Annotated in this window: 17 protein-coding genes and 3 pseudogenes; 10 read left to right on the top strand and 10 right to left on the bottom strand. The window is 74.2% G+C overall.

All coding sequences use genetic code 11. From position 1 onward, the window contains the following. Positions 1-119 precede the first annotated feature (119 nt). On the bottom strand, positions 120-1334 hold the full coding sequence (locus MCM47_RS01180; protein WP_238740042.1) for a pyridoxal phosphate-dependent aminotransferase: 1215 nt from the start codon (positions 1332-1334) through the stop codon (positions 120-122). 121 nt (positions 1335-1455) lie between these two features. On the opposite strand from MCM47_RS01180, the pseudogene MCM47_RS01175 reads away from it, so the two are divergent. Together MCM47_RS01175 and MCM47_RS01170 are read left to right on the top strand one after the other, a co-directional pair. After that, positions 1456-1818, top strand: a pseudogene (locus MCM47_RS01175) (winged helix-turn-helix transcriptional regulator); the annotation flags it as partial. Between the two features lie 58 nt (positions 1819-1876). Next, entirely contained in the window at positions 1877-2701 is an 825-nt protein-coding gene (locus tag MCM47_RS01170; RefSeq protein ID WP_238740041.1) for an SGNH/GDSL hydrolase family protein, read from the top strand. Between the two features lie 123 nt (positions 2702-2824). Here MCM47_RS01170 and MCM47_RS01165 read toward each other — a convergent pair whose 3' ends face one another. Further along, positions 2825-4486: a DUF2079 domain-containing protein gene (locus MCM47_RS01165; RefSeq protein ID WP_238740040.1), complete on the bottom strand. Its 1662-nt coding sequence runs from the start codon at positions 4484-4486 to the stop codon at positions 2825-2827. A gap of 233 nt (positions 4487-4719) precedes the next feature. On the opposite strand from MCM47_RS01165, the pseudogene MCM47_RS01160 reads away from it, so the two are divergent. Continuing rightward, a pseudogene (locus tag MCM47_RS01160) lies at positions 4720-5529 on the top strand (pentapeptide repeat-containing protein); the annotation flags it as partial. Between the two features lie 358 nt (positions 5530-5887). On the opposite strand, the gene MCM47_RS01155 reads toward MCM47_RS01160, so the two are convergent. Then, positions 5888-6619 (bottom strand): tyrosine-protein phosphatase, encoded by a 732-nt coding sequence (locus MCM47_RS01155; protein WP_238740039.1) that lies wholly within the window; start codon positions 6617-6619, stop codon positions 5888-5890. Between the two features lie 95 nt (positions 6620-6714). Continuing rightward, entirely contained in the window at positions 6715-7077 is a 363-nt protein-coding gene (locus tag MCM47_RS01150) for a helix-turn-helix transcriptional regulator (protein ID WP_238740038.1), read from the bottom strand. Positions 7078-7290: 213 nt separating this feature from the next. Here MCM47_RS01150 and MCM47_RS01145 point away from each other — a divergent pair, with 213 nt between their 5' ends. Beyond that, entirely contained in the window at positions 7291-8289 is a 999-nt protein-coding gene (locus MCM47_RS01145; protein WP_238740037.1) for a zinc-dependent alcohol dehydrogenase family protein, read from the top strand. 69 nt (positions 8290-8358) lie between these two features. On the opposite strand, the gene MCM47_RS01140 is transcribed toward MCM47_RS01145, so the two are convergent. Then, on the bottom strand, positions 8359-9255 hold the full coding sequence (locus MCM47_RS01140; protein ID WP_238740036.1) for an aminoglycoside phosphotransferase family protein: 897 nt from the start codon (positions 9253-9255) through the stop codon (positions 8359-8361). A 63-nt stretch (positions 9256-9318) separates the two neighbouring features. Here MCM47_RS01140 and MCM47_RS01135 point away from each other — a divergent pair, with 63 nt between their 5' ends. Both MCM47_RS01135 and MCM47_RS01130 read left to right on the top strand, forming a co-directional pair. Then, positions 9319-9906 carry a hypothetical protein gene (locus MCM47_RS01135; protein WP_238740035.1) on the top strand — a complete coding sequence of 196 codons (588 nt, stop codon included), beginning with the start codon at positions 9319-9321 and terminating at the stop codon, positions 9904-9906. A 107-nt stretch (positions 9907-10013) separates the two neighbouring features. Next, positions 10014-12446, top strand: a complete 2433-nt coding sequence (locus MCM47_RS01130) for a Tex family protein (RefSeq protein ID WP_238740034.1) — start codon at positions 10014-10016, stop codon at positions 12444-12446. Here MCM47_RS01130 and MCM47_RS01125 read toward each other — a convergent pair. The 4 genes and pseudogenes from MCM47_RS01125 to MCM47_RS01110 form a co-directional block, all read right to left on the bottom strand. Beyond that, positions 12377-12628: pseudogene (locus MCM47_RS01125) on the bottom strand (PLDc N-terminal domain-containing protein); the annotation flags it as partial. The gene MCM47_RS01130 and the pseudogene MCM47_RS01125 overlap by 70 nt on opposite strands. Positions 12629-12832: 204 nt before the next feature. Beyond that, positions 12833-13417 carry an NUDIX domain-containing protein gene (locus MCM47_RS01120; RefSeq protein ID WP_238740033.1) on the bottom strand — a complete coding sequence of 195 codons (585 nt, stop codon included), beginning with the start codon at positions 13415-13417 and terminating at the stop codon, positions 12833-12835. Further along, the gene (locus tag MCM47_RS01115) at positions 13414-14574 is read right to left on the bottom strand and encodes a type III polyketide synthase (protein WP_238740032.1); all 1161 of its coding nucleotides are present in this window, start codon (positions 14572-14574) and stop codon (positions 13414-13416) included. The genes MCM47_RS01120 and MCM47_RS01115 overlap by 4 nt, the downstream gene beginning before the upstream one ends. Before the next feature lie 103 nt (positions 14575-14677). Then, a complete protein-coding gene (locus MCM47_RS01110) occupies positions 14678-15883 on the bottom strand; it encodes a cytochrome P450 (protein WP_238740031.1) in 1206 nt (401 codons plus the stop codon). A gap of 381 nt (positions 15884-16264) precedes the next feature. Here MCM47_RS01110 and MCM47_RS01105 point away from each other — a divergent pair, with 381 nt between their 5' ends. The 3 genes from MCM47_RS01105 to MCM47_RS01095 all read left to right on the top strand — a co-directional run bounded on the left by MCM47_RS01105 (position 16265) and on the right by MCM47_RS01095 (position 20302). After that, complete coding sequence (locus tag MCM47_RS01105; protein ID WP_238740030.1) at positions 16265-16828, top strand: hypothetical protein; 564 nt, start codon at positions 16265-16267, stop codon at positions 16826-16828. A gap of 106 nt (positions 16829-16934) precedes the next feature. Continuing rightward, complete coding sequence (locus MCM47_RS01100) at positions 16935-18299, top strand: FAD-dependent oxidoreductase (RefSeq protein WP_238740029.1); 1365 nt, start codon at positions 16935-16937, stop codon at positions 18297-18299. Positions 18300-18520: 221 nt separating this feature from the next. Then, positions 18521-20302: a serine/threonine-protein kinase gene (locus MCM47_RS01095; RefSeq protein ID WP_238740028.1), complete on the top strand. Its 1782-nt coding sequence runs from the start codon at positions 18521-18523 to the stop codon at positions 20300-20302. A gap of 74 nt (positions 20303-20376) precedes the next feature. On the opposite strand, the gene MCM47_RS01090 is transcribed toward MCM47_RS01095, so the two are convergent. Continuing rightward, positions 20377-21282, bottom strand: coding sequence for a phosphatidylinositol-specific phospholipase C (locus MCM47_RS01090; RefSeq protein WP_238740027.1), 906 nt, complete (start codon positions 21280-21282; stop codon positions 20377-20379). Between the two features lie 655 nt (positions 21283-21937). On the opposite strand from MCM47_RS01090, the gene MCM47_RS01085 reads away from it, so the two are divergent. Then, complete coding sequence (locus MCM47_RS01085; RefSeq protein ID WP_238740026.1) at positions 21938-22447, top strand: hypothetical protein; 510 nt, start codon at positions 21938-21940, stop codon at positions 22445-22447. The last annotated feature ends 28 nt before the right edge of the window (positions 22448-22475 follow it).

The following is a 22475-nucleotide window of genomic DNA, read 5'->3' as shown; positions in this document are numbered from 1 at the left end:
GGACGACGGCGGCCGCGGAACGTGCCCGGGCCCGCGGTGTCCGCGGGGTCCGGGCGTCGTGTTCCTCGGCGTGTTCCTCGGCGTCGTGTCCCGGGCGCCCTCCGGTGGCCGGCGCCGGGTCAGACCTGGCGGTAGGTGGCGAGGAAGCGCCCGATCCGGTTGATCGCCGTCTCCAGGTCGTCGGCCCGGGGGAGGGTGACGAAACGGAAGTGGTCCGGGCGGGGCCAGTTGAAGCCGGTGCCCTGGACGACGTGGATCTTCTCCCGGAGCAGCAGGTCCAGCACGAACTGCTCGTCGTCGACGATCCGGTGCACCGCCGGGTCGAGCTTGGCGAACGCGTACAGCGCGCCCTTGGGCCTGACGCAGCTGACGCCCGGGATCTCGTTCAGCGCCTTGTACGCGACGTCGCGCTGCTCGGTGAGCCGGCCGCCGGGCAGCACTAGGTCCTGGATGGACTGGTGGCCGCCGAGCGCGGCCTGTACCGCGTACTGGGCCGGGACGTTGGGGCACAGCCGCATGCCGGAGAGCATGGTGAGGCCCTCCAGGTAGTCGGCCGCGTGCTGCTTCGGCCCGGACACGACCAGCCAGCCGCTGCGGAAGCCGGCCACCCGGTAGGACTTGGAGAGGCCGTTGAAGGTGAGGGTGAGCACGTCGTCGGCGAGCGCGGCGAGGCAGTGGTGCTCGGTGCCGTCGTAGAGGATCTTGTCGTAGATCTCGTCGGCCAGGACCATCAGCCCGTGCCGGCGGGCGAGGTCGAGGATGCCCTCCAGCAGTTCCCGCGGATAGACCGCGCCGGTGGGGTTGTTGGGGTTGATGACGACGATGGCCCTGGTCCGGGCGGTGATCTTGGCGGCGATGTCGTCGAGGTCGGGGTACCACTCCGCCTCCTCGTCGCAGACGTAGTGCACCGCCTTGCCGCCGGCCAGCCGGACCACGGCCGTCCAGAGCGGGTAGTCCGGCATCGGGACGAGCACCTCGTCGCCGTCGTCGACCAGCGCGGTGACGGCCATCTGGATCAGCTCGGAGACGCCGTTGCCGAGGAAGACGTCGTTGACGGTGACCCCGGAGACGCCGCGCTGCTGGTAGTACTGCACGACCGCGCGGCGGGCCGGCAGGATGCCGCGGGAGTCGCTGTAGCCGTGCGCGTTGGGGAGGTTGCGGATGATGTCCTGGACGATCTCCTCCGGCGCCTCGAAGCCGAACGTGGCCGGGTTGCCGGTGTTCAGCCGGAGCACGCTGTGCCCGGCCTCCTCCAGCGCGTTGGCCCGGTCGACCACCGGGCCGCGGATCTCGTAGCACACGTCCTTCAACTTGCTGGACTGCCGAAACTCCATCTGCGGCCTCCCGACCGTCGCCCGCCGTCGCTGCTGCGCGCCGACCGGCACGCCGTCCTGGTTGCTTTGTTCTACCAAGCAACCACTTGGAAAGTCCAACCTTTTGGCTATGCTGATCCACATGTCACGCCGAAGCTACGACCAGTACTGCGCCGTTGCCCGCGCCCTGGACGCGGTGGGGGAGCGCTGGAGCCTCCTGATCGTCCGTGAACTCCTCGCCGGTCCGCGCCGCTACACCGACCTGCACGCCGACCTGCCCGGCGTCTCCACCGACATCCTCGCGGCGCGGCTCAAGCAGCTGGAGGGCGAGGGCCTGGTGCTGCGCCGGCGGCTCGAACGGCCGGCCAACGCCACGGTCTACGAGCTCACCGAGCGCGGGGCGGCGCTCCGGCAGGTGATCGAGGCCCTCGGCGCCTGGGGCCTGCCGTCGCTCGGCGAGCAGCGGCCCACCGACGCCGTCCGGGCCCACTGGGTGACCGCCCCGGCCGGCTAGCCGGGGGAGCCGCCGGTCCGTCGGGCCCTGCGCGTACGATCGTCGGGCCATGGAGAACACTGCGGAGAACAGCGCGCGCACCGCGCCCACCAGGTACACCGGCTACGCCAGTTACGTCGCCCTCGGGGACTCCTTCACCGAGGGCATGTGCGACGACGTCCTGCCCGACGGCCAGTTCCGCGGCTGGGCCGACCGGGTCGCCGGGCGGCTCGCCGCCGAGCAGCCCGGCGACGGCTTCCGCTACGCCAACCTCGCCGTCCGCGGCAAGCTCATCGGCCAGATCCACGACGAGCAGCTCGCGCCCGCCGTCGCCATGGGCGCCGAGCTGGTCACCCTGGCCGGCGGGCTCAACGACGTCCTGCGGCCGCGTTGCGACATCGCCCGCGTCGAGGAGCTGCTCGGCCGCTCGGCGACCGCGCTGCGCGCCACCGGCGCCACCGTGGTGCTGTTCACCAGCACCGACCCGACCCGCCGGATGGCGGGCAGTGCGCGGCTGCTGCCGGCCATCCTGCGGATGAAGGCCTTCGTGCACGAGCTCGGCCAGGACCCGGGCGTCGCGGTGGTCGACCTGTTCTCCGCGCCCTGCTTCGACGACCGCCGGCTCTGGGCCGACGACCGCCTGCACCTCTCGCCCGAGGGCCACCGCCGGGTCGCCGAGGCCGTACTGGAGGCGCTCGGCCGCCCGGCCGGCTTCGACTGGCGCGCCCCCCTGCCGGCCGCCGCCCCGCCGAGCCGCGGCGAGAAGCTGGCCGCGGACGCCCGCTGGGTCCGCACCCACCTCGGCCCGTGGATCGGCCGCCGCCTCACCGGCCGCTCCTCCGGTGACGGCCGCCCGCCCAAGCGCCCCGCGCTCGCCCCGTACCCGGGCGCGTGACGCTCGCGCCGGCCGGGGCGAAGAGGTCCGCGGGCGCCGCGAGCCCCTGCCCATCTGCCGACACCCCGGCCCGTCACCGCACCCCCGCGGTGACGGGCCGGCTCGTCCGGGTGGCGGGGGCCGTCAGCCGCGGAAGAGGTTGTGCCCCACGTCGCTCGGCACCTCGTCCTGGTACGGGGTGCTGCCCGGACCGGGGACGTGTTCACCGGGAACCGGCTCGGAGCCCTCGCGGTGCAGCAGCACCACGCCGTCCTCGGACCAGACCTGCCGGTAGCCGTGCGCCAGCAGCAGCTCGATCCGGGCCGCCTGCTCGCGGTCGGTCCTGAACGGGAAGGCCCGCTTGTCGGAGCGGATCAGGACGTACTCGCGCCCGCGCGGCTTCTCGTCCACCAGGACGACGTCGGTCCGTGCGGAGAGCCGGGGCGCGGCCTGGTTGTCGGCCTCGACGCTCGCGCCGTCCGGGATCCGCTCGGCGCCGCGGAGCAGCGCCGCCTCGCTCGGCTTCGGCTGCCAGTAGGCCGGCACGAACAGGTCGGCCGCCCCGAGCGGCAGCGCGGCCGCCACCGTCACGGCGGCCGCCGCCACCCCGAGCCGCAGGGTGCGCCCGCTCGTGTGCCGGCGGCCCAGCACCTCCACCGCCGCGACCAGCAGGATCGGCCAGAGGAACGCGTCGTAGTGGCGGGCGATCGACCAGTGGTTCGGGTTGCTGGACAGCACCCGCTCGGCCAGCAGCGGCACGGCGCACAGGACCGTCGCCGAGCGGAGCGGGAGGGCGAACAGGGTGCCGAAGATCCAGAGCAGCAGCAGCGGCTTCAGCGGGGCGTCGACGAGGGTGGAGACGAGGACGGTCGGGTTCCGGAGGACGTGGCCGAGGGCGTCGCCGCCGTCCGTGCCGAGCGACTGGTAGTTCCAGTAGTAGCCCGGCGCACCGCCCATCGCCGGGATCAGCAGGCCGATCGCGAGGGCCGAGGCGAGCGGCCCGCCGAGCAGCAGGCCGAGTCCCCAGCGGACGGCCTGCCGGCGCCGGCCCGGGTCGCCGTCCCGGCGGCCCCGCAGGATCAGCACCAGCCCGTACGCGCCGACCGCCAGCCCCAGGTCCTCCTTGGTGCAGCAGAGCAGCAGTCCGGCCAGCGCCGCCGTGCCGTAGCGGCGGGCCGTGCCGCGCTCCAGCATCAGCAGGGTGAGCGGGACGGCGAAGGCCACCTCGTGGAACCCGCCGCGCGAGGCCACCAGGAGCGGCCAGCCCAGCCCGTACGCGAGCGCCGCCAGGTCGGCGGCGCGGCGGGCGGTGCGCGGCTCGGCGTCGGCGAAGCAGCGGGCCGCCACCCGGCGGATCAGCGGCACGCCGGCCGCGAAGCAGAGCGCCTGTCCGATGAGCAGGGAGCGCGGGTCGTCCCAGAGCCAGTAGAGCGGCGCCATCAGCGCGATCACCGGGGAGAAGTGGTCGCCGAGGAGCGAGAAGTCCGCCGGGAACTCGTGGTGGAAGCTCTTCAGCGAGGAGACCGGCAGGCCGAAGTGCGCGTAGCCGCGCACGCCCTGGTCGAAGATGCCGAGGTCGAAGCCGCCGAGCTGGAGGGCGGTCCACTGCTGGAAGGCGATGCCGAGGCAGACCGCGAAGCAGAGCAGGGTGAGGGCGGCGGTGCGGGCACGGGGGGAGAGCCGCAGGGCCCCGGCGGGGGCGGGCGGTGTGTCCGCGGTTGCCACGGTGTCGCCGGTGCTCCGAGGACCCGGGACACCCGTCGGATCCTCGATGTCCGGGTACGGCGTCACGTCGTGCCGGGACATGCCTGCTCTCCTCCGGTGGTTCGGTCGATCGGGTCCTGCCGGTACCCCCCCGATCCCGTGCGGACCCGGACGGCACCGGCCGACCACACTAACCGACTGCCGCGACCGGCCCGTCGGTTCCCGCGGCCGGCCGGCCGGCCGGCTCGGCCCCCGGTCCTGCTCCGGCTCCGGGCGGGCGGCCGCTCGGTAGGCTCTACCTCGCACCATCGCGTCGTACGGAGGACAGGAACACAGTGACCGCGCCCGATCCCACGCCCGTCAGCCTGGTGTCCGACTGCGGGAGCTGCTTCGGGCTCTGCTGCGTCGCGCTGCCCTTCGCCGCGGGCGCCGACTTCGCCGTCGACAAGTCGGCCGGCACCCCCTGCCGCAACCTGCAGACCGACTTCACCTGCGGCATCCACGCCCGGCTGCGCGACAGCGGCTTCCAGGGCTGCACGGTGTACGACTGCTTCGGCGCCGGCCAGCGGGTGTCCCAGGTCACCTACGGCGGCCGGAGCTGGCGCGAGGAGCCGCCGGCCGCGTCTCGCATGTTCGAGGTGTTCCCGGTGGTCCGGCAGCTGCACGAGCTGCTCCGCTACCTCACCGAGGCGCTCTCCCTCGCACCCGCCCGCCCGGTCCACCCCGAGCTGCGCCGCGCGCTGGCCGAGACCGACCGGCTCGCCGCCGGCACCCCGGAGGAGATCCTCGCGGTGGACGTGCCCGCGCACCGCCAGACCGTCGCCGAGCTGCTGCTGAAGGCGAGCGAGCTGGTCCGGGCCGGCGTCCCGCGCCGTCGTGAGCACCGGGGCGCCGACCTGTTCGGCGCCCGCCTGCGCGGCGCGGACCTGCGCGGGGCCAACCTGCGCGGGGCCCTGCTGGTCGCGGCCGACCTCGCCGGCGCGGACCTGCGGCTCGCCGACCTGATCGGCGCCGACCTCCGGGACGCGAACGTGGCCGGGGCCGACCTCACCGACGCGCTCTTCCTCACCCAGGCGCAGCTCAACGCGGCCCGGGGCGATGCGACCACGCGCCTCCCGGCCGGCCTGACCCGCCCCGCGCACTGGCCGCGGACGGCCCCGGCCGGCCCGGCGGCGGGCGAGGCCGCAGGGACGCGCGGGAGTACGGGCGCGGGCCGGTCCGGTGGCCGGCGTTCCGGCGGTGGTGCCCAGGGCGGGCGCTCCGGCGGCCGTTCCGGTGGTGGTGCGTCCGGGGACGGCCGCCAGGCCGGCGGCCGGGGGCAGCGCGGGTCCGCCAGCGGCCGCGGACAGGACAGGGACGGGCGAGGGCAGGACAGGGACGGGCGGGGCCGGGACGGGCGCGGCGGGGGCCGCCCGGGCAGGCCCGGCCGCGGCTGAGCCGGTTCTCGGCGGGGCCTGCCGCCGGGGGGGGGGGTCGGCCCGGCCGACCTCCGACGCAGTACACCTAGGCCGAGAGCAGGCGGGCGTGCAGCCGGCCGACCAGCTCCTCGTCGATCCCGAGGGTGCCGGCGGCGTAGGCGCGGACCGATCCGTGGGCGGCCGCCAGGTCGGCGAGCGTGAGCCGGATCACCTGCTCGGGTGCCCGGCCGAACGACGGCCAGCGCAGCGTCCGCCCCGGGTTGGCGGCGTGCCAGTCGGCGACCAGGCGTGCGGTGACCAGCTCGGTGAGCGCGAAGTCGGCCGCGATGTCGTCCTCCGCTACCCCCAGCAGGGCGAGCACCAGGGCGGCGATCAGCCCCGTGCGGTCCTTGCCCGAGGCGCAGTGGAACACCACCGGACGGTCGGCCGCGGCGATCAGCTCCAGGACCTGCCGGATCTCCGCGACGCCGTCGGCGGCCACCTCCGCGAACCGGTCCGCCAGGTAGCGCCAGGGGTCGACGTCCGGGTCGATCTCCGCCTGGTCGTAGGGCCGGTGCTCGATGGACAGGTTGTGGTAGGCCACGCCCTCCAGCTCGGGGATCCGGCCCCTGCGGGCGATCTCCCACGGGTAGCGCAGGTCGATCACGGTCCCGATGCCGAGGGCCCGGAACCGTCCCAGGTCGGCAGGCGTGGCGAGCTTGCCGAGCGAGTCCGACCGGTAGAGCAGGCCCCAGCGGACCGCCCGCCCGCCGGTGCCCTGGTACCCGCCCAGGTCGCGGAAGTTGAACGGGCCGTCGAAGGTCAGATGGCGTGTCATGTTCGCACCCTAGGGGCTACGTTCGATCACCGGACCGGGAGGGGGAAGCCGGACCGGCCGGTTTCCCCTTCCGGCCGGTTTCCCGCTCCGGGGGCTCAGCGCTGTTCGGGTGCGCCCACGACGGCGCCCAGCAGGCCCGGGAAGGCTTCGTCGAACTCCTCCGCGCGCAGTGCGTTCATCCGCGAGGTGCCCACGTAGTACTGCCGGATCAGCCCGGCCTCGCGCAGCACGTGGAAGTGGTGGGTGGCCGTGGACTTGCCGACCGGCAGGTCGATCGCGCCGCAGGCGAGGTCCCGACGCGCGGCGTGCAGTTCACGGACGATCAGCCGGCGGACCGGGTCCACCAGGGCCTCCATGGCCTGCTGGAGTCCGACCGTCCGGACGTCGGGGTGCGGCGGGACGCGGTCCCGGCCGGTCCGTCGTGGCGGTGCCGTCGTCGGCCCGGCCTTCGCCGCCACGGGTGTTGCCGTTCCTGATGTCGCCGCCATCGTCCCGTCGTCCTCCCTGAGTGCCGTCTTCCCGCCGCCATCGTACGGCGCAGGCCGAAGTATGGCGATGGTCAAAGTACGTATGGCGTCGAAGTTTGACAGCGTCCGTACTTTGGGGTTGGGTCGGTACCGCCGGCGCGGTCGCCCGCGCCGCATCTTTCGGTGGGGAAAGGAAGTTGAACGATGGTCAGGACGGTGCTGTTCCACGAGCTGGGCGGGCCCGAGGTGTTGCGGCTGGAGGAGGCCGGGATCGGTGCCCCCGGCCCGGGCGAGCTGCTGATCCGGGTCGACGCCATCGGCCTCAACCGGGCCGAGGTGCTCTTCCGCAGCGGCCGGTACATCGAGCCGGTACGGGAGTTCCCGGCACGGCTCGGCAGCGAGGCCGCCGGGGTGGTCGAGGTGCTCGGCGAGGGTGTCGAGGGGTTCGCCGTCGGCGACGCGGTCAGCGTGGTGCCGGCCTTCTCGATGAACGACCACGCCGTCTACGCCGAGCGCGCGATCGTCCCCGCGCGGGCCGTCCTGCACCGGCCCGAGGGGCTCGACGCGGTCGGCGGCGCAGCGGTCTGGATGCCGTACGTGACCGCGTACGGGGCGCTGGTGGAGGCCGGCCGGCTGCGCGCCGGGGACGCCGTGGTGGTCACCGCCGCGTCCAGCAGCGTGGGCCTGGCGGCCATCCGGATCGCCAACCGGGTCGGCGCGGTGCCGATCGCGACGACCCGTACGGCGGCCAAGCGGGACGCGCTGCTGAAGGCCGGTGCGGCCGAGGTGGTGGTCACGGCGGAGGAGGACGTCGCCGGGCGGGTGTTGGCCCTGACCGGCGGGCGCGGCGCGGAGTTCGTCTTCGACGCGGTCTCCGGCCCGGGGGTGTCGGAGCTGCTGGGAGCGCTCGCCCCGGGCGGCACGCTCTTCGTGTACGGCGAGCTGAGCGGGCGGGAGGCGCCGCTGCCGCCGCTCGCCCTGCTGGCCGGGCGCAGCATCCGCGGCTACACCCTGCACGAGGTCACCCGCGACCGCCGGAGCCTGGCCCGGGCGGAGGCGTTCGTCGCCTCCGGTCTGCGCAGCGGGGCGTTCGCGCCCGTCGTGGACCGGGTGTTCGGGGGGCTGGCGGAGATCGCCGAGGCCCACCGGTACCTGGAGGCCGGTGAGCAGGTCGGCAAGATCGTGGTCACCGTGGACCACTGACGCCCGCAGGGCCCGGTGGCGGTCCCGGCGGGGCGGCCGCGTGGCGGGCCGCCCCGCCCGTGGCGGTGCTCAGACGCTGCGGTCGGCCAGCACCTCGCGGATCACGTGGCGGGCGTTGGCGGCGAGCGCCGGGTCGGTCGAGCGGTAGTAGGGGAGTTGGATCAGCGCGATGGACAGAGCCCAGGCCCGCCCGCGCTCCCAGGCGGCGTCGTCGGCGGCGAGGGCGGCGCGGAAGGCCGGGCGGGCCCCGGCCGGGAGCAGGTTCCACGCGGCGATCAGGTCCACGGTCGGGTCGCCGACCCCCATCGCCCCGAAGTCGAGCACGGCGCTGAGCCGTTGGCCTGCGAGCAGCAGGTTGCCGGGAGCGAGCTCGCCGTGCATCCAGGCCGGTCCGCCGGGGTGCTCCGGGAGGCGGAGTGCCTTCTCCCACAGCGCCGTCGCCGCCGCGGTGTCGATCGTCCCGTGCAGCCGGCCGATCGCCGCCCGGGTGGGCGCGTCCCGCGCGGCCAGCGGCACCCCGCGTGCCGCCGGCGGGCCGTCGGCGGGGTCGACCGCGCGCAGGGCGTTGACGAACCCCGCCAGGTCGCGGGCCAGTTGGAGGGGTGCGGCGAGCGCGCCGACGACCGGGTTGGCGCCGTTGAGCCAGCGCAGCACCGACCACTCCCACGGGTAGCCGGCGCCCGGCCGCCCGGCCGCCAGCGGCACGGGTACGGGCCGTGGCAGGCGCGGCGCGAGCCGTGGCAGCCAGTGCCGTTCGCGTTCGACGCCCGCCGAGGCCCACGCCACCCGGGGCAGCCGGACGGCGAGTTCGGTGCCGAGCCGGAACATGGCGTGGTCCGCCCCGGAGGCGGCGACCGGCGAGAGCGGCAGGCTCCGCCACTGCGGGAACTGGGCGGCCACCAGCCGTCGCACCAGGGCCGCGTCGATGTCCGGTTGGTCGTCGTGCATCCTGACGGCAGCGCACATGCCCGGCACTGTACCGCCGGGATCGCGCCGATCGGCCGGATTTCGAACACCGGGGAGGGTGCCATGGCGGCCAAGTGGGACCGTCGGGTCATGTGGGGGGCGCTCGGCGGTGCGGGGGCGCTGATGGTCGCGGCCGTCACCGGCCGGCTGAACCGCCGGTCGGGCGGGCTCCTGGTCCTGCGGGAGTGGCTTGACCGGCCGTTGCTGTTCGGGATGCTGGTGCTGGCCCTGCTCTTCGTGGCGCTGGTCTCCTCGCGCGGGAAGGTCTGGGCGCGCAGCGCGCTCGGCGCCGTGGTGGTGGCGCTGGCGGTGGGCACGGTGCCGCTCTGGCTCCTGTCCGGCGTCCTCTCGGGCGACCGCCGGACGACCCGCGACGAGGCGGCGCCCGGCCGGCCGGACCGCAGGCTGGTGGTGCAGCAGGACACGGCGGGATTCGGGCCGGACCCGCTCTTCTGGGTCTACCTCGACGAGGGCACGGGCCTCGGCACCCGCCGGTGGGACGTCGCGTACGTCAACGGCGACGCCGACAGCATCAGGGAGCTCGGCTGGACCGCTCCGGACCAGCTCCGCCTGGTGACGGAGCAGGGGACCCATCTGATCCGCATCGCCGGGAACGGCAGGCCGGACCGCACGGTCGAGGACCGGTACTGAGCCGACCGCACGGGTCCCGCCCCGCCGTGGCGGGGCGGGTGCGTCGCCGGCACCTGCCAGAATGCCGGGGTAGGGGAACAGCAACTCTGGAGAAGGTGACCGGCTTCGTGACCACGCCAGTCGAACAGGTGGCCCAGCAGGCGCAGCAGGCGATCGAGCGGAAGATCGCCGAGGAGCTGGGCGTCCGCACGGGCCAGGTGAAGGCGGCCGTCGAGCTGCTGGACGGCGGCGCGACCGTGCCGTTCGTGGCCCGCTACCGCAAGGAGGTCACCGGCTCGCTCGACGACGCGCAGCTGCGCGCCCTGGAGGAGCGGCTGCGCTACCTGCGCGAGTTGGAGGAGCGCCGCACCGCCGTCCTGGAGTCGATCGAGGCGCAGGGCAAGCTGGACGACGCGCTGCGGCAGCGGATCCTCGCGGCCGACTCCAAGGCCCGGCTGGAGGACATCTACCTCCCGTACAAGCCGAAGCGGCGCACCAAGGCGCAGATCGCCCGGGAGGCCGGCCTGGAGCCGCTGGCCGACACCCTGCTCGCCGACCCGACGCAGGACCCGGTCGCGCTGGCCGCCGGCTACCTCAACGAGGCGGTGGCCGACCAGGCCGCCGCGCTGGAGGGGGCACGGGCCATCCTGGTCGAGCGCTTCGGCGAGGACGCGGACCTGGTCGGCTCGCTGCGCGAGCGGATGTGGACGCGGGGCCGGCTGGTCTCCACCGTCCGCGAGGGCAAGGAGCAGGACGGCGCCAAGTTCGCCGACTACTTCGACTTCGCCGAGCCGTTCACCAAGCTCCCCTCGCACCGGATCCTGGCGATGCTGCGCGGCGAGAAGGAGGAGGTGCTCGACCTCGAACTCTCCCCGTACGACGGCGAGGAGGCCGGCGACCTCCCCGGCGAGAACGACTACGAGCAGCGGATCGCGGCCCGCTTCGGCATCGCCGACCACGGGCGCCCGGCCGACAAGTGGCTCGGCGACACCGTCCGCTGGGCCTGGCGCACCCGGGTCCTGGTCCGGCTCGGCATCGACCTGCGCGGCCGGCTGCGCCAGGAGGCCGAGGACGAGGCGGTGCGCGTCTTCGCCGCCAACCTGCGCGCCCTGCTGCTGGCCGCGCCCGCCGGCACCCGCGCCACCATGGGCCTCGACCCGGGCTTCCGCACCGGCGTGAAGGTCGCCGTCGTCGACGCCACCGGCAAGGTGGTGGCCCACGACACGATCTACCCGCACCAGCCCGCCAACAAGTGGGACGCCGCGCTGGCCACCCTGGCCTCGCTGGCGAAGCGGCACGCCGTCGACCTGGTCGCGATCGGCAACGGCACCGCCTCCCGGGAGACGGACAAGCTGGCCGAGGACCTCATCAAGCGCCACCCGGAGCTGAAGCTCACGAAGGCGATGGTCAGCGAGGCCGGCGCCTCAGTCTACTCGGCCTCCGCGTTCGCCTCCCAGGAGCTGCCCGACCTGGACGTGTCGATCCGGGGCGCGGTCTCGATCGCCCGCCGGCTGCAGGACCCGCTGGCCGAGCTGGTCAAGATCGACCCCAAGTCGATCGGCGTCGGCCAGTACCAGCACGACCTGAGCGAGGTGAAGCTCTCCCGCTCGCTCGACGCGGTGGTCGAGGACTGCGTGAACGCGGTCGGCGTGGACGTCAACACCGCCTCCGCGCCACTGCTCACCCGGGTCTCCGGCATCACCGGGACGCTGGCCGACAACATCGTCGCGCACCGCGACGCCAACGGCCCGTTCCGCACCCGCAAGGAGCTCAAGGGCGTCGCCCGGCTCGGCCCGAAGGCCTTCGAGCAGTGCGCGGGCTTCCTGCGCATCCCGGACGGGGACGACCCGCTGGACGCCTCCAGCGTGCACCCGGAGGCGTACCCGGTGGTGCGCCGGATCCTCGCCGCCACCGGCGGGGAGCTGCGGCAGCTGATCGGCAACAGCAGTGCGCTGCGGGCGCTGAGGCCCGGGGACTTCGCCGACGACACGTTCGGCGTCCCGACCGTCACCGACATCCTCGGCGAGCTGGACAAGCCGGGCCGCGACCCGCGCCCGGCGTTCCGCACGGCGACCTTCAAGGAGGGCGTCGACAAGATCGGCGACCTGGAGGTGGGCATGGTGCTGGAGGGCGTGGTCACCAACGTCGCGGCCTTCGGGGCCTTCGTCGACGTGGGCGTCCACCAGGACGGCCTGGTCCACGTCTCGGCGCTGTCGAAGAACTTCGTCAAGGACCCGCGCGAGGTGGTCAAGCCCGGCGACATCGTCACCGTACGGGTGACGCAGGTGGACGTGCCGCGCAAGCGGATCGGGCTGACGCTGCGGCTGGACGACGAGGTCGGGCGCCCGGGCGGGGGCCGCGACCGTTCCGGTGAGCGCGGGGGCGACCGCGGCGGGCGGCAGGCGCGCCCGCCGCGGCAGGACCGGCGCGGCGGCGGCTCGGGCGGCGGCTCGGGCTCGGGCGGTCAGGCCGCGCCGGCCAACAGCGCCATGGCGGACGCGCTGCGCCGGGCCTGGGCGACGTCGCGCTCGCTCATCGATCTGCCGCGGGCGATGACGTAGACGAGCACACCGACCAGCGGGATCAGGATCACCAGGATCAGCCAGCCCGCCTTGCCCCAGCCGCTGAGGTCGTGGCTGCGGAAGATGTCTGTGATGATCTTGAACAGGAGGAAGAACCAGAGGATCCAGAGGAAGAGCTCCAGCATCGTCCAGAAGATGTTCAGCAGCGGGTAGTTGTCCATGACGCTCCTGTCGGTGCGGACTCGCGTTCAAACCCGAGTTCAAACGAGTCTTATCACCGCATATCGGACAGCGCGCTCTGGTGTTCGGCCATCCCGGTGATCTTCGGCACCGCCGGGAATACCGTGCGGGCGGTCCACCGGAGGGTGGCGCGGCCGGCCCCCGCCCGCCGGGGCTGGCCCGCTGCCCGCCGGGGCCGGGCGGGATCAGCCCGCCGCGGCCCGCTGCCGCAGCTCCACCGCCAGCCCGACCAGTTCGCCCCACCACGCGTCGCGGCCGCCCACCAGCAGACGCTGCGCCTCGGCCGGCTCGACCGCCCGTACCTCGACCACCTGCTCGCCGTCGTCCGGGTTGGTCGGGGCGGACTCCACCGCGATCTCCGCCCAGCCCCAGAGCCAGGCCTTCTCGGGGTGCGGCTGCCACGGCCGGTACGGCTCCGGCAGGTCGGTGACACAGCGGTGCGCGCCCAGCCAGGCCGGCTCGCCGAGCAGCCGGGCGCCGGCTTCCTCGCGCAGCTCCCGGACCAGGCACGACTCGATCGACTCGCCGTGCTCCCGGGTGCCGCCCGGCAGGAACCAGTGGTCGCGCTCGTCCCGGCAGAGCACGACGCGCCCCTCGGAGAACCCCACCAGGTGGATGTTGGTGATCAGTTCGTCCGGCGGCAGGGCGAGCGAGAAGACCGCGTCGTAGCGGCCCCAGGACCAGTACTGCGGCGCGTGCAACGCGGGGAACCGTGCGGCGAGTTCGGCCGCTCTGGCGGTGGTCTCGGGTCGGTCGGTGGTGTCGGTCATTCCGTGATCGTAGTCCCGGCCGGGCGGCGCGCGGGGACGGCCGGTCCGGCGAGGGTGAGACCGCCGTCGTCGTGGCTGCGCAGGCGGTGCGGGACCGCGGCCTGCAGCGGGGCGCCGACCCAACTGCCCAGCGAGATCTCGGCGGTGATGCCGGGCCCGAAGCCGGCGATCAGGCCCTGGGCGCCGTCGGCGACCGAGCCCTCCTCGAACAGCCGGGCCAGCGCGTCGAAGACCACCGCGCTGGCGATGTTGCCGCGCTCGGTGAGGGTGGCCCGGCTGAACCGGAAGGCGGCCGGCGCCAACTCCAGGAAGCGGCAGAGGTCGTCCAGGATACGCGGACCGCCGGCGTGCACCACGTAGAAGCCGAGCCCGGAGGCGTTCCAGCCGTGCTCGGCGGCCAGCGTGCGCAGGGCGGGGGCGAGCATCTCCATGGTCCCGGGCACGCGCTTGTCGAGCTGGAAGTGGAAGCCGGTGTCCCTGACGCCGTAGGAGATCCAGTCCTCGGTGTCCGGCACCAGGTGCGAGCCGTTGCGCTCGATCCGTACGCCGGTGCCGCCGCGGCCGCGCACCACGGCTGCGGCGACCGCGTCCCCGAACAGGCCGTTGGAGAGCAGCGAGCCGATGCCGAGGTCGGTCGGCTGGTAGCAGAGCGAGCAGAACTCGCAGGCGACGATCAGCACGTTGGCGCCGGGGTAGGCGCGGCAGAAGTCGTGCGCCCGGTTGACTGCGGCGCCGCCGGCCGCGCAGCCGAGCTGGGCGATCGGCACCTGGCGGGTGTCGGGGCGGAAGCCCATGGTGTTGATCAGCCAGGCCGTCAGCGAGGGCATCATGAAGCCGGTGCAGGACACGTAGACGATCAGGTCGACCTCCCGGGCGGACAGTTCCGCGTACCCGAGGGCGCGCCCGACCACCTCGGGGACGCGGCGCTTGGCCTCCCGCTCGTAGACGGCGTTGCGGGCGGTGAAGCCCGGGTGCCGCAGCGTCTCCTCGACCGGCTGGACCAGGTGCCGGGTAAGCACCCCGGTGTTCTCGATCAGCCTGAGCGCCAGGGGGAGTTGCGGGTGGTCGGCGTGCAGGGTGCGGGCCAGGTCGAGGGTCTGCCCGAGGGTGATGACGTGTTCGGGTACGGCGACGGCGGGTCGGCAGAGTGTTGCCATGGGTGGAGGTCTCCCTGGTGGCCCGCGCCGGTGGGGTGGGCGGCGCGGGCGGTGGCCTACGGGTGCGTCGGGCGGGCGCCGGGACGGCGCGGCGGGGAGGAGGTCACCAGGCGACCGGCAGGGTCCGCGGGTAGCGCCAGATCGAGCCCGTCCGCCAGTCCAGCTCCGCCGGCGGCACGGCGAGCCGCAGCCCCGGGAAGCGCCGCAGCAGCGTGCCGATGGCCACCTGGAGCTCCATCCGGGCCAGGTGGGCGCCGGCGCAGTGGTGGGTGCCGTAGCCGAAGGTCATGTGGGTGGCCGAGCCGCGGTCGAGGTCCAGCTCGTCGGGCCGTTCGAACACCGCCGGGTCGCGGTTGGCGGCCAGGTAGGAGACGTGCACGGCGTCGCCGGCCCGGATCGACACCCCGCCCAGCTCGACGTCCTCGGTGGCGACCCGGGCGATGCCGACGCCCTGCCGGAAGGGGATGAAGCGGAGCAGCTCCTCGATCGCGCGCGGCAGCTCTTCGGGCCGGGCCCGGAGCCCGGCCAGCTGCTCGGGGTGGGTGAGCAGGGTGTAGACGATGTTGCCGATCTGGTAGGTGCTGGTGTCGTGGCCGGTGACCAGCAGCACCATGGCCATGACGGCGAGCTCCTGGTCGTCCAGCAGCTCCCCCTCGTCCCGGGCGGTCGCGAGGGCGCTGATCAGGTCGTCGCCGGGGTCGCGGCGCCGGGCGGCGGTCAGCTCGGTGAAGTAGGCGCGCAGGGCGGCCTTGGCGCGCAGCTGGCCGTCACCGCTGCCGGGGCCCATCGCCATCATCGCGACGGCGTGGCCGCGGAGTTCGGCGCGGTCCTCGCCGGGGATGTCGAGCAGCTCGCAGATCGTGGTCATCGGGAGCCGGCCGGAGAGGTGGTGCACCAGGTCGGCCGGGGCGCCGTGCTCCTCCATGGCATCCAGGTACGCGTCGACGGTGCGCTGCGTCCGCGGGCGCAGCTGCTCGACCTGCCGGTTGGTGAAGCCCTTGGCGACGAGCCGGCGCAGCCGGTGGTGGGCGGGCGGGTCCATCAGGTTGATCGCCTCGGCCTGGGCGATCGGGGCGGGCGTCATCCGGGGCAGGTCGCGGCCGATGCCGGCGGCCCGGCTGAACCGCCGGTCGGTGGTGACGACGCGGACGTCCTCGTAGCGGGTGGCCAGCCAGGCCTCCCCCTCGCCGTGCGGCAGCCGGATCCTGGCGATCCGCTCCTCGGTCAGCAGCCGCTTGAGCAGGGGGTCGAACTCCAGGCCTTCGGTGTGGTCGAAGGGGCAGTCCCACACGGGGGCGGAGGTAGTCACGGGCTGATCCAGGTGGCCGGGGTCGGGTGCCGCCCGGACTTGGTCGGTACGGGCGCGGACGAGGTGATGTTCCCCCGTCCGGCGGTGGAAATCCCGATCGTGGGGATACTTCGCTCGATCGAGCGAGATAGCTGATTGTCTGCCGATATGCCGTCTGCCGGGCGGGAGTTGGCGTGCCGGCCCGGGCGGCGGGCCCGGGGCCGGCCGGGACCGGCGCGGGGCAGGGTCGGGGCCGGCCGGGACCGGCGCGGGGCAGGGTCGGGGGCGGCCGGGACCGGCGCGGGGCGGGGTCGGGGGCGGCGCGGGGCGCGGTCGCTGCCGCACCGGTGCCGGCTGCGGAGCGGTCAGAACCGGCGGGCGCCCGAGCGCGTCCGTCCTGGAGTGATCAAAGCTGTCCTCGGCACGATGCCGATGTTCTGGCCCGGGCTGCTCTGCTCGTTGGTGCCGGCCGCGCTGCTGAACCGGGTGGTCGGGCGGTGGCTGCGCGCACACTGGGCGGTGGCGTTCGTCCTGCTGCTCGCCCTCGGCGGGCTGGTGACGCTGACCCTGCTGCCCGACGCCCGGGGACCGTTCTGGGCCGCCTCCGGCCGGGCCGCGCGCCACTGCGACCTGACCGGCTTCGGCCTCCGGCCGCTGCGCGAGTTCACCACGGTCGACCCCACCAGCCTGGACGTGGCGCTGTACGTCACGATCGGCCTGGCGGCGGTGCTCGCCGGCACCCGGGCCCGGGCCGCCGCGGTCCTGCTGGGCGCGACGGCGCTGCCCTTCGCGGTCGAGGCCGTCCAGTACGCGCTGCCGGGCATCGGCCACGCCTGCACCGCGCAGGACGTGCTGGACAGCCTGCTCGGCCTCGCCCTCGGTGCGGCGGCGGGCCTGCTGAGCGGACCGGCCGCCCGGGCCGGGGTGCGCTCGCTGCGGGCGGGGGAGTTCCCGCCGCGCCCATAGGGGCGCTCTATGAGGTCATAGGGCCACCGCCCCTACTGCCTCCCACCCGGCCGGGATTTGCTTCAACCGTCCGCAGCCCCACGCCACTTTGGAGGAGCGCTCCACCATGTCCCGCCCGATCCGCGTGGCGATCGTCGGTGCCGGCCCCGCCGGCATCTACGCCGCAGACGCCCTGCTGAAGTCCGACGCCGCCGAGGCCCCCGGGGTCTCGATCGACCTCTTCGAGCGGATGCCCGCCCCCTTCGGGCTGATCCGCTACGGCGTGGCGCCCGACCACCCGCGGATCAAGGGCATCGTCAGCGCGCTGCACCAGGTCCTGGACAAGCCGCAGATCCGTCTGTTCGGCAACGTCGACTACCCGGGCGACCTCACCCTGGACGACCTGCACCGGTTCTACGACGCCGTCGTCTTCGCCACCGGCGCCACGGCCGACCGGGCGCTCGACCTGCCCGGCGTCGGGCTGGACGGCTCCCACGGCGCCGCGGAGTTCGTCGCCTGGTACGACGGGCACCCCGACGTCGCCCGGAGCTGGCCGCTGGAGGCGGAGAAGGTCGCGGTGCTGGGCGTCGGCAACGTCGCCCTGGACGTGGCCCGCATCCTGGCCAAGACCGCCGACGAGCTGCTGTCCACCGAGATCCCGCCCAACGTCCACGCCGGCCTGGCCCGCAACCGGGCCCGCGAGGTGCATGTCTTCGGCCGCCGCGGCCCCGCGCAGGCCAGGTTCAGCCCGATGGAGCTGCGCGAGCTCGACCACTCCCCGACCATCGAGGTGGTCGTCTCCCCCGAGGACATCGAGTACGACGCGGGCTCGATCGCCGAGCGCCGGGCCGCCAAGCACGTCGACATGGTCGCCGCCACCCTGGAGAACTGGGCGATCCGCGACGTGGGCGACCGCCCGCACCGGATCCACCTGCACTTCTTCGAGTCGCCGGTCGAGGTGCTCGGTGAGGACGGGCGGGTGGTCGGGCTGCGCACCGAGCGCACCGAGCTCGACGGCACCGGGAACGTCCGGGGCACGGGCCGCTTCACCGACTGGGACGTCCAGGCCGTCTACCGGGCCGTGGGCTACTACTCCGACGAGTTGCCCAAGCTGCCCTTCGACCCGGTCTCCGGCACCGTCCCCAACGAGGCCGGCCGCGTCCTCGCCGCCGACGGCTCCCACCAGAGCGCCACCTACGTCACGGGCTGGATCAAGCGCGGCCCGGTCGGCCTGATCGGCCACACCAAGGGCGACGCCAACGAGACCGTGGCCTGCCTGCTCGCCGACCACGCCGGCGGCCGCCTGCCGGGCGCCGTCGACCCCGATCCCGCAGCGGTCCTCGCCCACCTGCGCGAGCAGGGGGTCCGCCACACCACCTGGGAAGGCTGGCACCGGCTCGACGAGCACGAACGGGCGCTCGGCGCGGCGGAGGGCCGCGAGCGGGTCAAGGTGGTCGAGCGCGAGGACATGCTCCGGGAGAGCGGGGCCTGAGCGAGGCCTGCCCCGGGCCCGAGCGGTGCGTGAGCCACGCGGAGTGCGGCTGACGCGGTGACAACTCCATCCCGGGGCTCCGTTCGTGGCGGTCCCGTGATGACCTGACGACGATTCCGTGACCTTGATCTCGCCCGCCACCGGGTCGAGGACCGATAGCGTCTGCTCCAGGACGCGTGAGGAACGCGGATGTCGCGTCGGGCGTCGAGGGGAGCGTGGACATGCAGCCGCTGGCAGCGGACGATCCGCGGCAGGTGGGCGAGTACCGGTTGCTGCGACAGCTCGGCGCGGGCGGGATGGGCCGGGTCTACCTGGGGCGGACCCCGGGCGGGCGGACGGTGGCCGTCAAGGTGGTCCGCCCCGACCTGGCCGGGGACACCGACTTCCGGGCCCGGTTCCGGCAGGAGGTCGCGGCGGCCGGACGGGTCGGCGGGGCCTGGACGGCACCGGTCCTGGACGCCGACACCGAGAGCACGCACCCCTGGGTGGCCACCGGGTACGTGGCCGGGCCCGCGCTCGCCTCCGCGGTGCCCGAGTTCGGGCCGCTGCCCGAGCCGGCCGTGCGGACCCTGGGCGTCGGCCTGGCCGAGGCGCTCGCTCATGTGCACGGGCTCGGGCTGGTGCACCGCGACGTCAAGCCGTCGAACGTGCTGCTCACCCTGGACGGGCCGCGGCTGATCGACTTCGGCATCACCCGTGCCCTGGACGCCACCACCGCGCTCACCCGGTCCGGCTTCGTCGTCGGCTCGCCCGGCTTCATGTCCCCCGAGCAGGCCGAAGGCCGGCCTGCGGGACCGCCCAGCGACGTGTTCTCGCTCGGCGCGGTGCTCGCGTACGCGGCGACGGGCACGATGCCCTTCGGCTCCGGGGTGAGTGCGGCGGTCCTGCTCTACCGGGTGCTGCACGAGGAACCGGACCTCTCCGGACTGGACGGGACGCTGCACTCCGCCGTGCGGGACTGCCTGGCCAAGGACCCGGCCGCCCGGCCGACGCCGGACCGGCTGCGGGAGCTGCTGGACGGTGACGGCTCGGCCTCGGCCCGGCTGGGCCGCGGGGACTGGCTGCCGGGCGGGCTGGCGGCGGCGGTCGGGCGCAGCGCCGTGCAACTGCTGGACCTGGAGGGGGAAGGGGACGCCGCAGTGAGCGGGGCGGCTGCGGTGGCTGCGGCGACCGAGGCCAGGCAGGCCGGGCCGCCCCCGGCGATGCCGCCCGGCTTCGGGCCGCCGCCCGGAGGACCGTTCGAGCCGACGTCGACGCCGACCCCGTTCCCGCCGACCCCGTTCCCGACCCCACCGCCGACAGACCCGTTCCCGACCGTACCGCCGTCGACGCCGGTCTCGGCGCGGGCCTACGCCATGCAGTCGCGGCGCGGCGGACGGGTCGGCGCGGTGGCGGCCGTGCTGGCCGCCGTGTTGCTGGCCGGCGGCGGACTGCTGCTGTTCCAGGTGCTGAGGGACGAGGACCGGCAGACCGGCGGCTCCGCCGCCGCGTCGTACCCGGCGCGCCCCGCTCCGGGGGTGGGTGCCTCCGGCCCGGCGTCCGCCCCGGCGTCGGGCGGGACGGCGTCCGTCGGCCCGGCGTCGGACAGCCCCGAGCCCACCGACGACGAGTCCGGACCCGCTGTGTCCGCGGCCGACCCGGCGTCGGGCATCATCCCCGCGAAGTTCCTCGGGACGTGGATCGGTGAGCGCCGGACGGCCGGCGGGGACGCCACCACGGTCACCCTCACCATCGGCCAGTCGGCGCCGGGCCGGCAGACGAGCAGGATCCGCACGGAGACGGCCGACGGCGCCACTTGGTGCGAGGCCGTCTGGACGCCCAGCAACGCCGACGAGAGCAAGGTCACCTACACGTCCATGGTGACCAGGGCCTCGGGCGGCGACACGTGCAAGCTCGGCGACATCGGCTTCACCGTGGTCACGGTGCTGCCGGACGGCACCCTCCGCTACAGCATGGATCTGCTCAGGCAGGACCAGTTCATGGTGCTGCGGAAGAAGGGCTGAGTCCGCCGTTCGACTGCGGAACCGGCGGGCCGCCCCGGTCGCGATCCGTCCGCCCCTCGGCCCCGCCCGCCCGGTCAGCCGCCGAAGTTGAGCGCGTAGAGCGAACGCACCAGGTCCGCGGTGACGAAGTCCATCGGGACGGTGCCCAGAACCGGCCGGGCGGACCGGTCCAGGCGGTCGAGGTAGCCGCGCAGCCGGGGCGTGATCGCGTCGGCGGCCTGGCGCGGCCAGAGCCCCCAGCCCGAGCTGGAGGTGAAGGTGAGGAAGAGCCGCTGCGGATCCGTGGCGGCGCGGGCGGCGTCCAGGTGCGCGGAGACCTCGGGCCACTTGCGGGAGTTGAGCTCGAAGATGGTGCCGATGTCGTAGTCGTCCTCGATGTCGGTGTGGGAGCCGCCCCATCTCAGGCCGGGCAGGCCAGAGTTGTCGGCGATCAGGACCACCCGGCCACGGACCTCGCCGAGGCGGGGGATCTCGCCGCCGGTCCAGAACAGGCCCGGCCAGCGCTGCTGGTAGCCGGCGAAGAGCGCGCCGAACTCCGCGTCGGAGACGGTGGAGTACTCCTGCCTGACCCGCATCACGAGGGCCTCGCCGGGGTGGCCGGCGAGGAAGGCCAGGCAGTGGTTGAGCACGTCGCCGAAGAAGATCTTCTGGAAGACCGGTCCGTGGTGGATCGCCAGCACCCCGTCGATCGCCCGGCAGCGGATGTCGAGGAAGCGCACTCCCGCAGCCAACTGGTCGGGCAAGGAGAGGCTCTGGGTCTGGGTCAGGGGGCCGCCGTAGAGCGAGCAGGTGTCGTGGGTGCCCGGGAGGGTGAGCCGGGCCAGGGAGGCCTGCGGGTCGACCGCGGCCAGCCAGTCGCTCGCCGCCGGGACGGCGGCGGCCGCGGCGGGGCGGGCGGTCAGACCCGCGGCGGCGAAGGCGCCCAGCAGGGCGGCGCGGGTGAAGGTGCGGCGGCTCATCGTCGCGGCAGGCGCGGTCAAAGGCACGGCGTGGTACCCCCGTTGGGCGTGGGCGGACGGGAGGGCGAGTGGCATGCTCATTGTCGGCAGGCCGTGCCGGTTTGCCCAGGGGTACGACAGGGGTTGCGACAGAGTGCGGATGAGGGCGGTCGCCCCTGATGTCCCGCAGGTCGTGCACGGGCGGCCGGCCGAATTCCAGGGCCCTGCCCCGGGGCCGGAAACGCCGGGCAGCGAGAAGCGGCTCGATCAATTCCCAGCGGGCACGGAAAGATTCACCGCCCCGCACGACCCATGGATTCCGGGCGCCTCAAAGGTCTCATCCACACCGCCGACCCCCACCCCGCAAAACAGCCGGTAGTGAACCTGGACAGCGTGTATCCGTGGGATTACAGTCGGTCGGGCCTGAGGGGGAAGGCGGGGCAAGAGGGGGCGGCAATCGAGAGCGGCAGGAACGGCGCCGCTTTGCCTTGCCGTGTTCGGGGTTTCCGCGAAGAGCGACTCGTGGAGTCGGCGGGGAACCTGGCGCGGTTCACATGTCTCCGCGTAATCCGGCATCGCGATTTCCGGTTCGACATCGCCCCCCAGGGTTCGAAATTCCACGCCGCAAAGGGCCGCCCCCAACGGCGCGGGGATCCACTCGTCCGCGGTACGCCCGGTCCGAAGAAGAGAGGCCACCATGCCCCTGTCAGCAGCCGACCTCGCAAAGCTCGGAAACACCCCCGTCACGATCCACTCGACGCACTACCCGAATGTGCACCTTCGCCTGGACGGAACCGGTGTGACCGCCTTCACCGGTAGTGGCGGGGGTCGGGTCAACTGTCAGTACGGCGCCGGGTCGTGGACGTCGTTGAGGGTGCGCCCGCAGAGTGACGGGTCGTACGCCTTCGAGTCGGTCGCCTTCCCCAACGTGTTCCTGCGGATGGACGGCGCCGGCGTCCCCGGCACCATGGCGGGTGGCGGGACGGTCAACTGCCAGTTCGGGGCGCACCCCTACGAGATGTTCAGCCTCCTCCCCCAGCCCGACGGTTCGTTCTCCTTCGGGTCGGCGACGGCGTTCCCGAACATCTATCTGCGTATGGTCACCGGTAGCGGCGTGACCGCTGCCACCGGCCCCGGCGGAACGGTGAACTGCCAGATCAACGCCAACGGCGGGGCCGACGAGAAGTTCTTCCTCGACCTGGCCTAGCGGCCCCGCCCGCCGGATGGACTCCGTG

The organism is Kitasatospora sp. A2-31, from assembly GCF_022288725.1.
Lineage (GTDB): Bacteria > Actinomycetota > Actinomycetes > Streptomycetales > Streptomycetaceae > Kitasatospora.
The sequence above is the reverse complement of the archived record's forward strand: the minus strand, read 5'-3'. Positions and strand labels throughout refer to the sequence as shown.

Bases quoted from the DNA above. Each gene is read 5' to 3' on its own strand.
- MCM47_RS01135 (WP_238740035.1), top strand. From the start codon at position 9,319: ATGGCGGCCAAGTGGGACCGTCGGGTCATGTGGGGGGCGCTCGGCGGT.
- MCM47_RS01155 (WP_238740039.1), bottom strand. From the start codon at position 6,619: ATGACACGCCATCTGACCTTCGACGGCCCGTTCAACTTCCGCGACCTG.
- MCM47_RS01145 (WP_238740037.1), top strand. From the start codon at position 7,291: ATGGTCAGGACGGTGCTGTTCCACGAGCTGGGCGGGCCCGAGGTGTTG.
- MCM47_RS01100 (WP_238740029.1), top strand. From the start codon at position 16,935: ATGTCCCGCCCGATCCGCGTGGCGATCGTCGGTGCCGGCCCCGCCGGC.
- MCM47_RS01115 (WP_238740032.1), bottom strand. From the start codon at position 14,574: ATGGCAACACTCTGCCGACCCGCCGTCGCCGTACCCGAACACGTCATC.
- MCM47_RS01095 (WP_238740028.1), top strand. From the start codon at position 18,521: ATGCAGCCGCTGGCAGCGGACGATCCGCGGCAGGTGGGCGAGTACCGG.
- MCM47_RS01165 (WP_238740040.1), bottom strand. From the start codon at position 4,486: ATGTCCCGGCACGACGTGACGCCGTACCCGGACATCGAGGATCCGACG.
- MCM47_RS01170 (WP_238740041.1), top strand. From the start codon at position 1,877: ATGGAGAACACTGCGGAGAACAGCGCGCGCACCGCGCCCACCAGGTAC.
- MCM47_RS01085 (WP_238740026.1), top strand. From the start codon at position 21,938: ATGCCCCTGTCAGCAGCCGACCTCGCAAAGCTCGGAAACACCCCCGTC.
- MCM47_RS01140 (WP_238740036.1), bottom strand. From the start codon at position 9,255: ATGTGCGCTGCCGTCAGGATGCACGACGACCAACCGGACATCGACGCG.
- MCM47_RS01180 (WP_238740042.1), bottom strand. From the start codon at position 1,334: ATGGAGTTTCGGCAGTCCAGCAAGTTGAAGGACGTGTGCTACGAGATC.
- MCM47_RS01120 (WP_238740033.1), bottom strand. From the start codon at position 13,417: ATGACCGACACCACCGACCGACCCGAGACCACCGCCAGAGCGGCCGAA.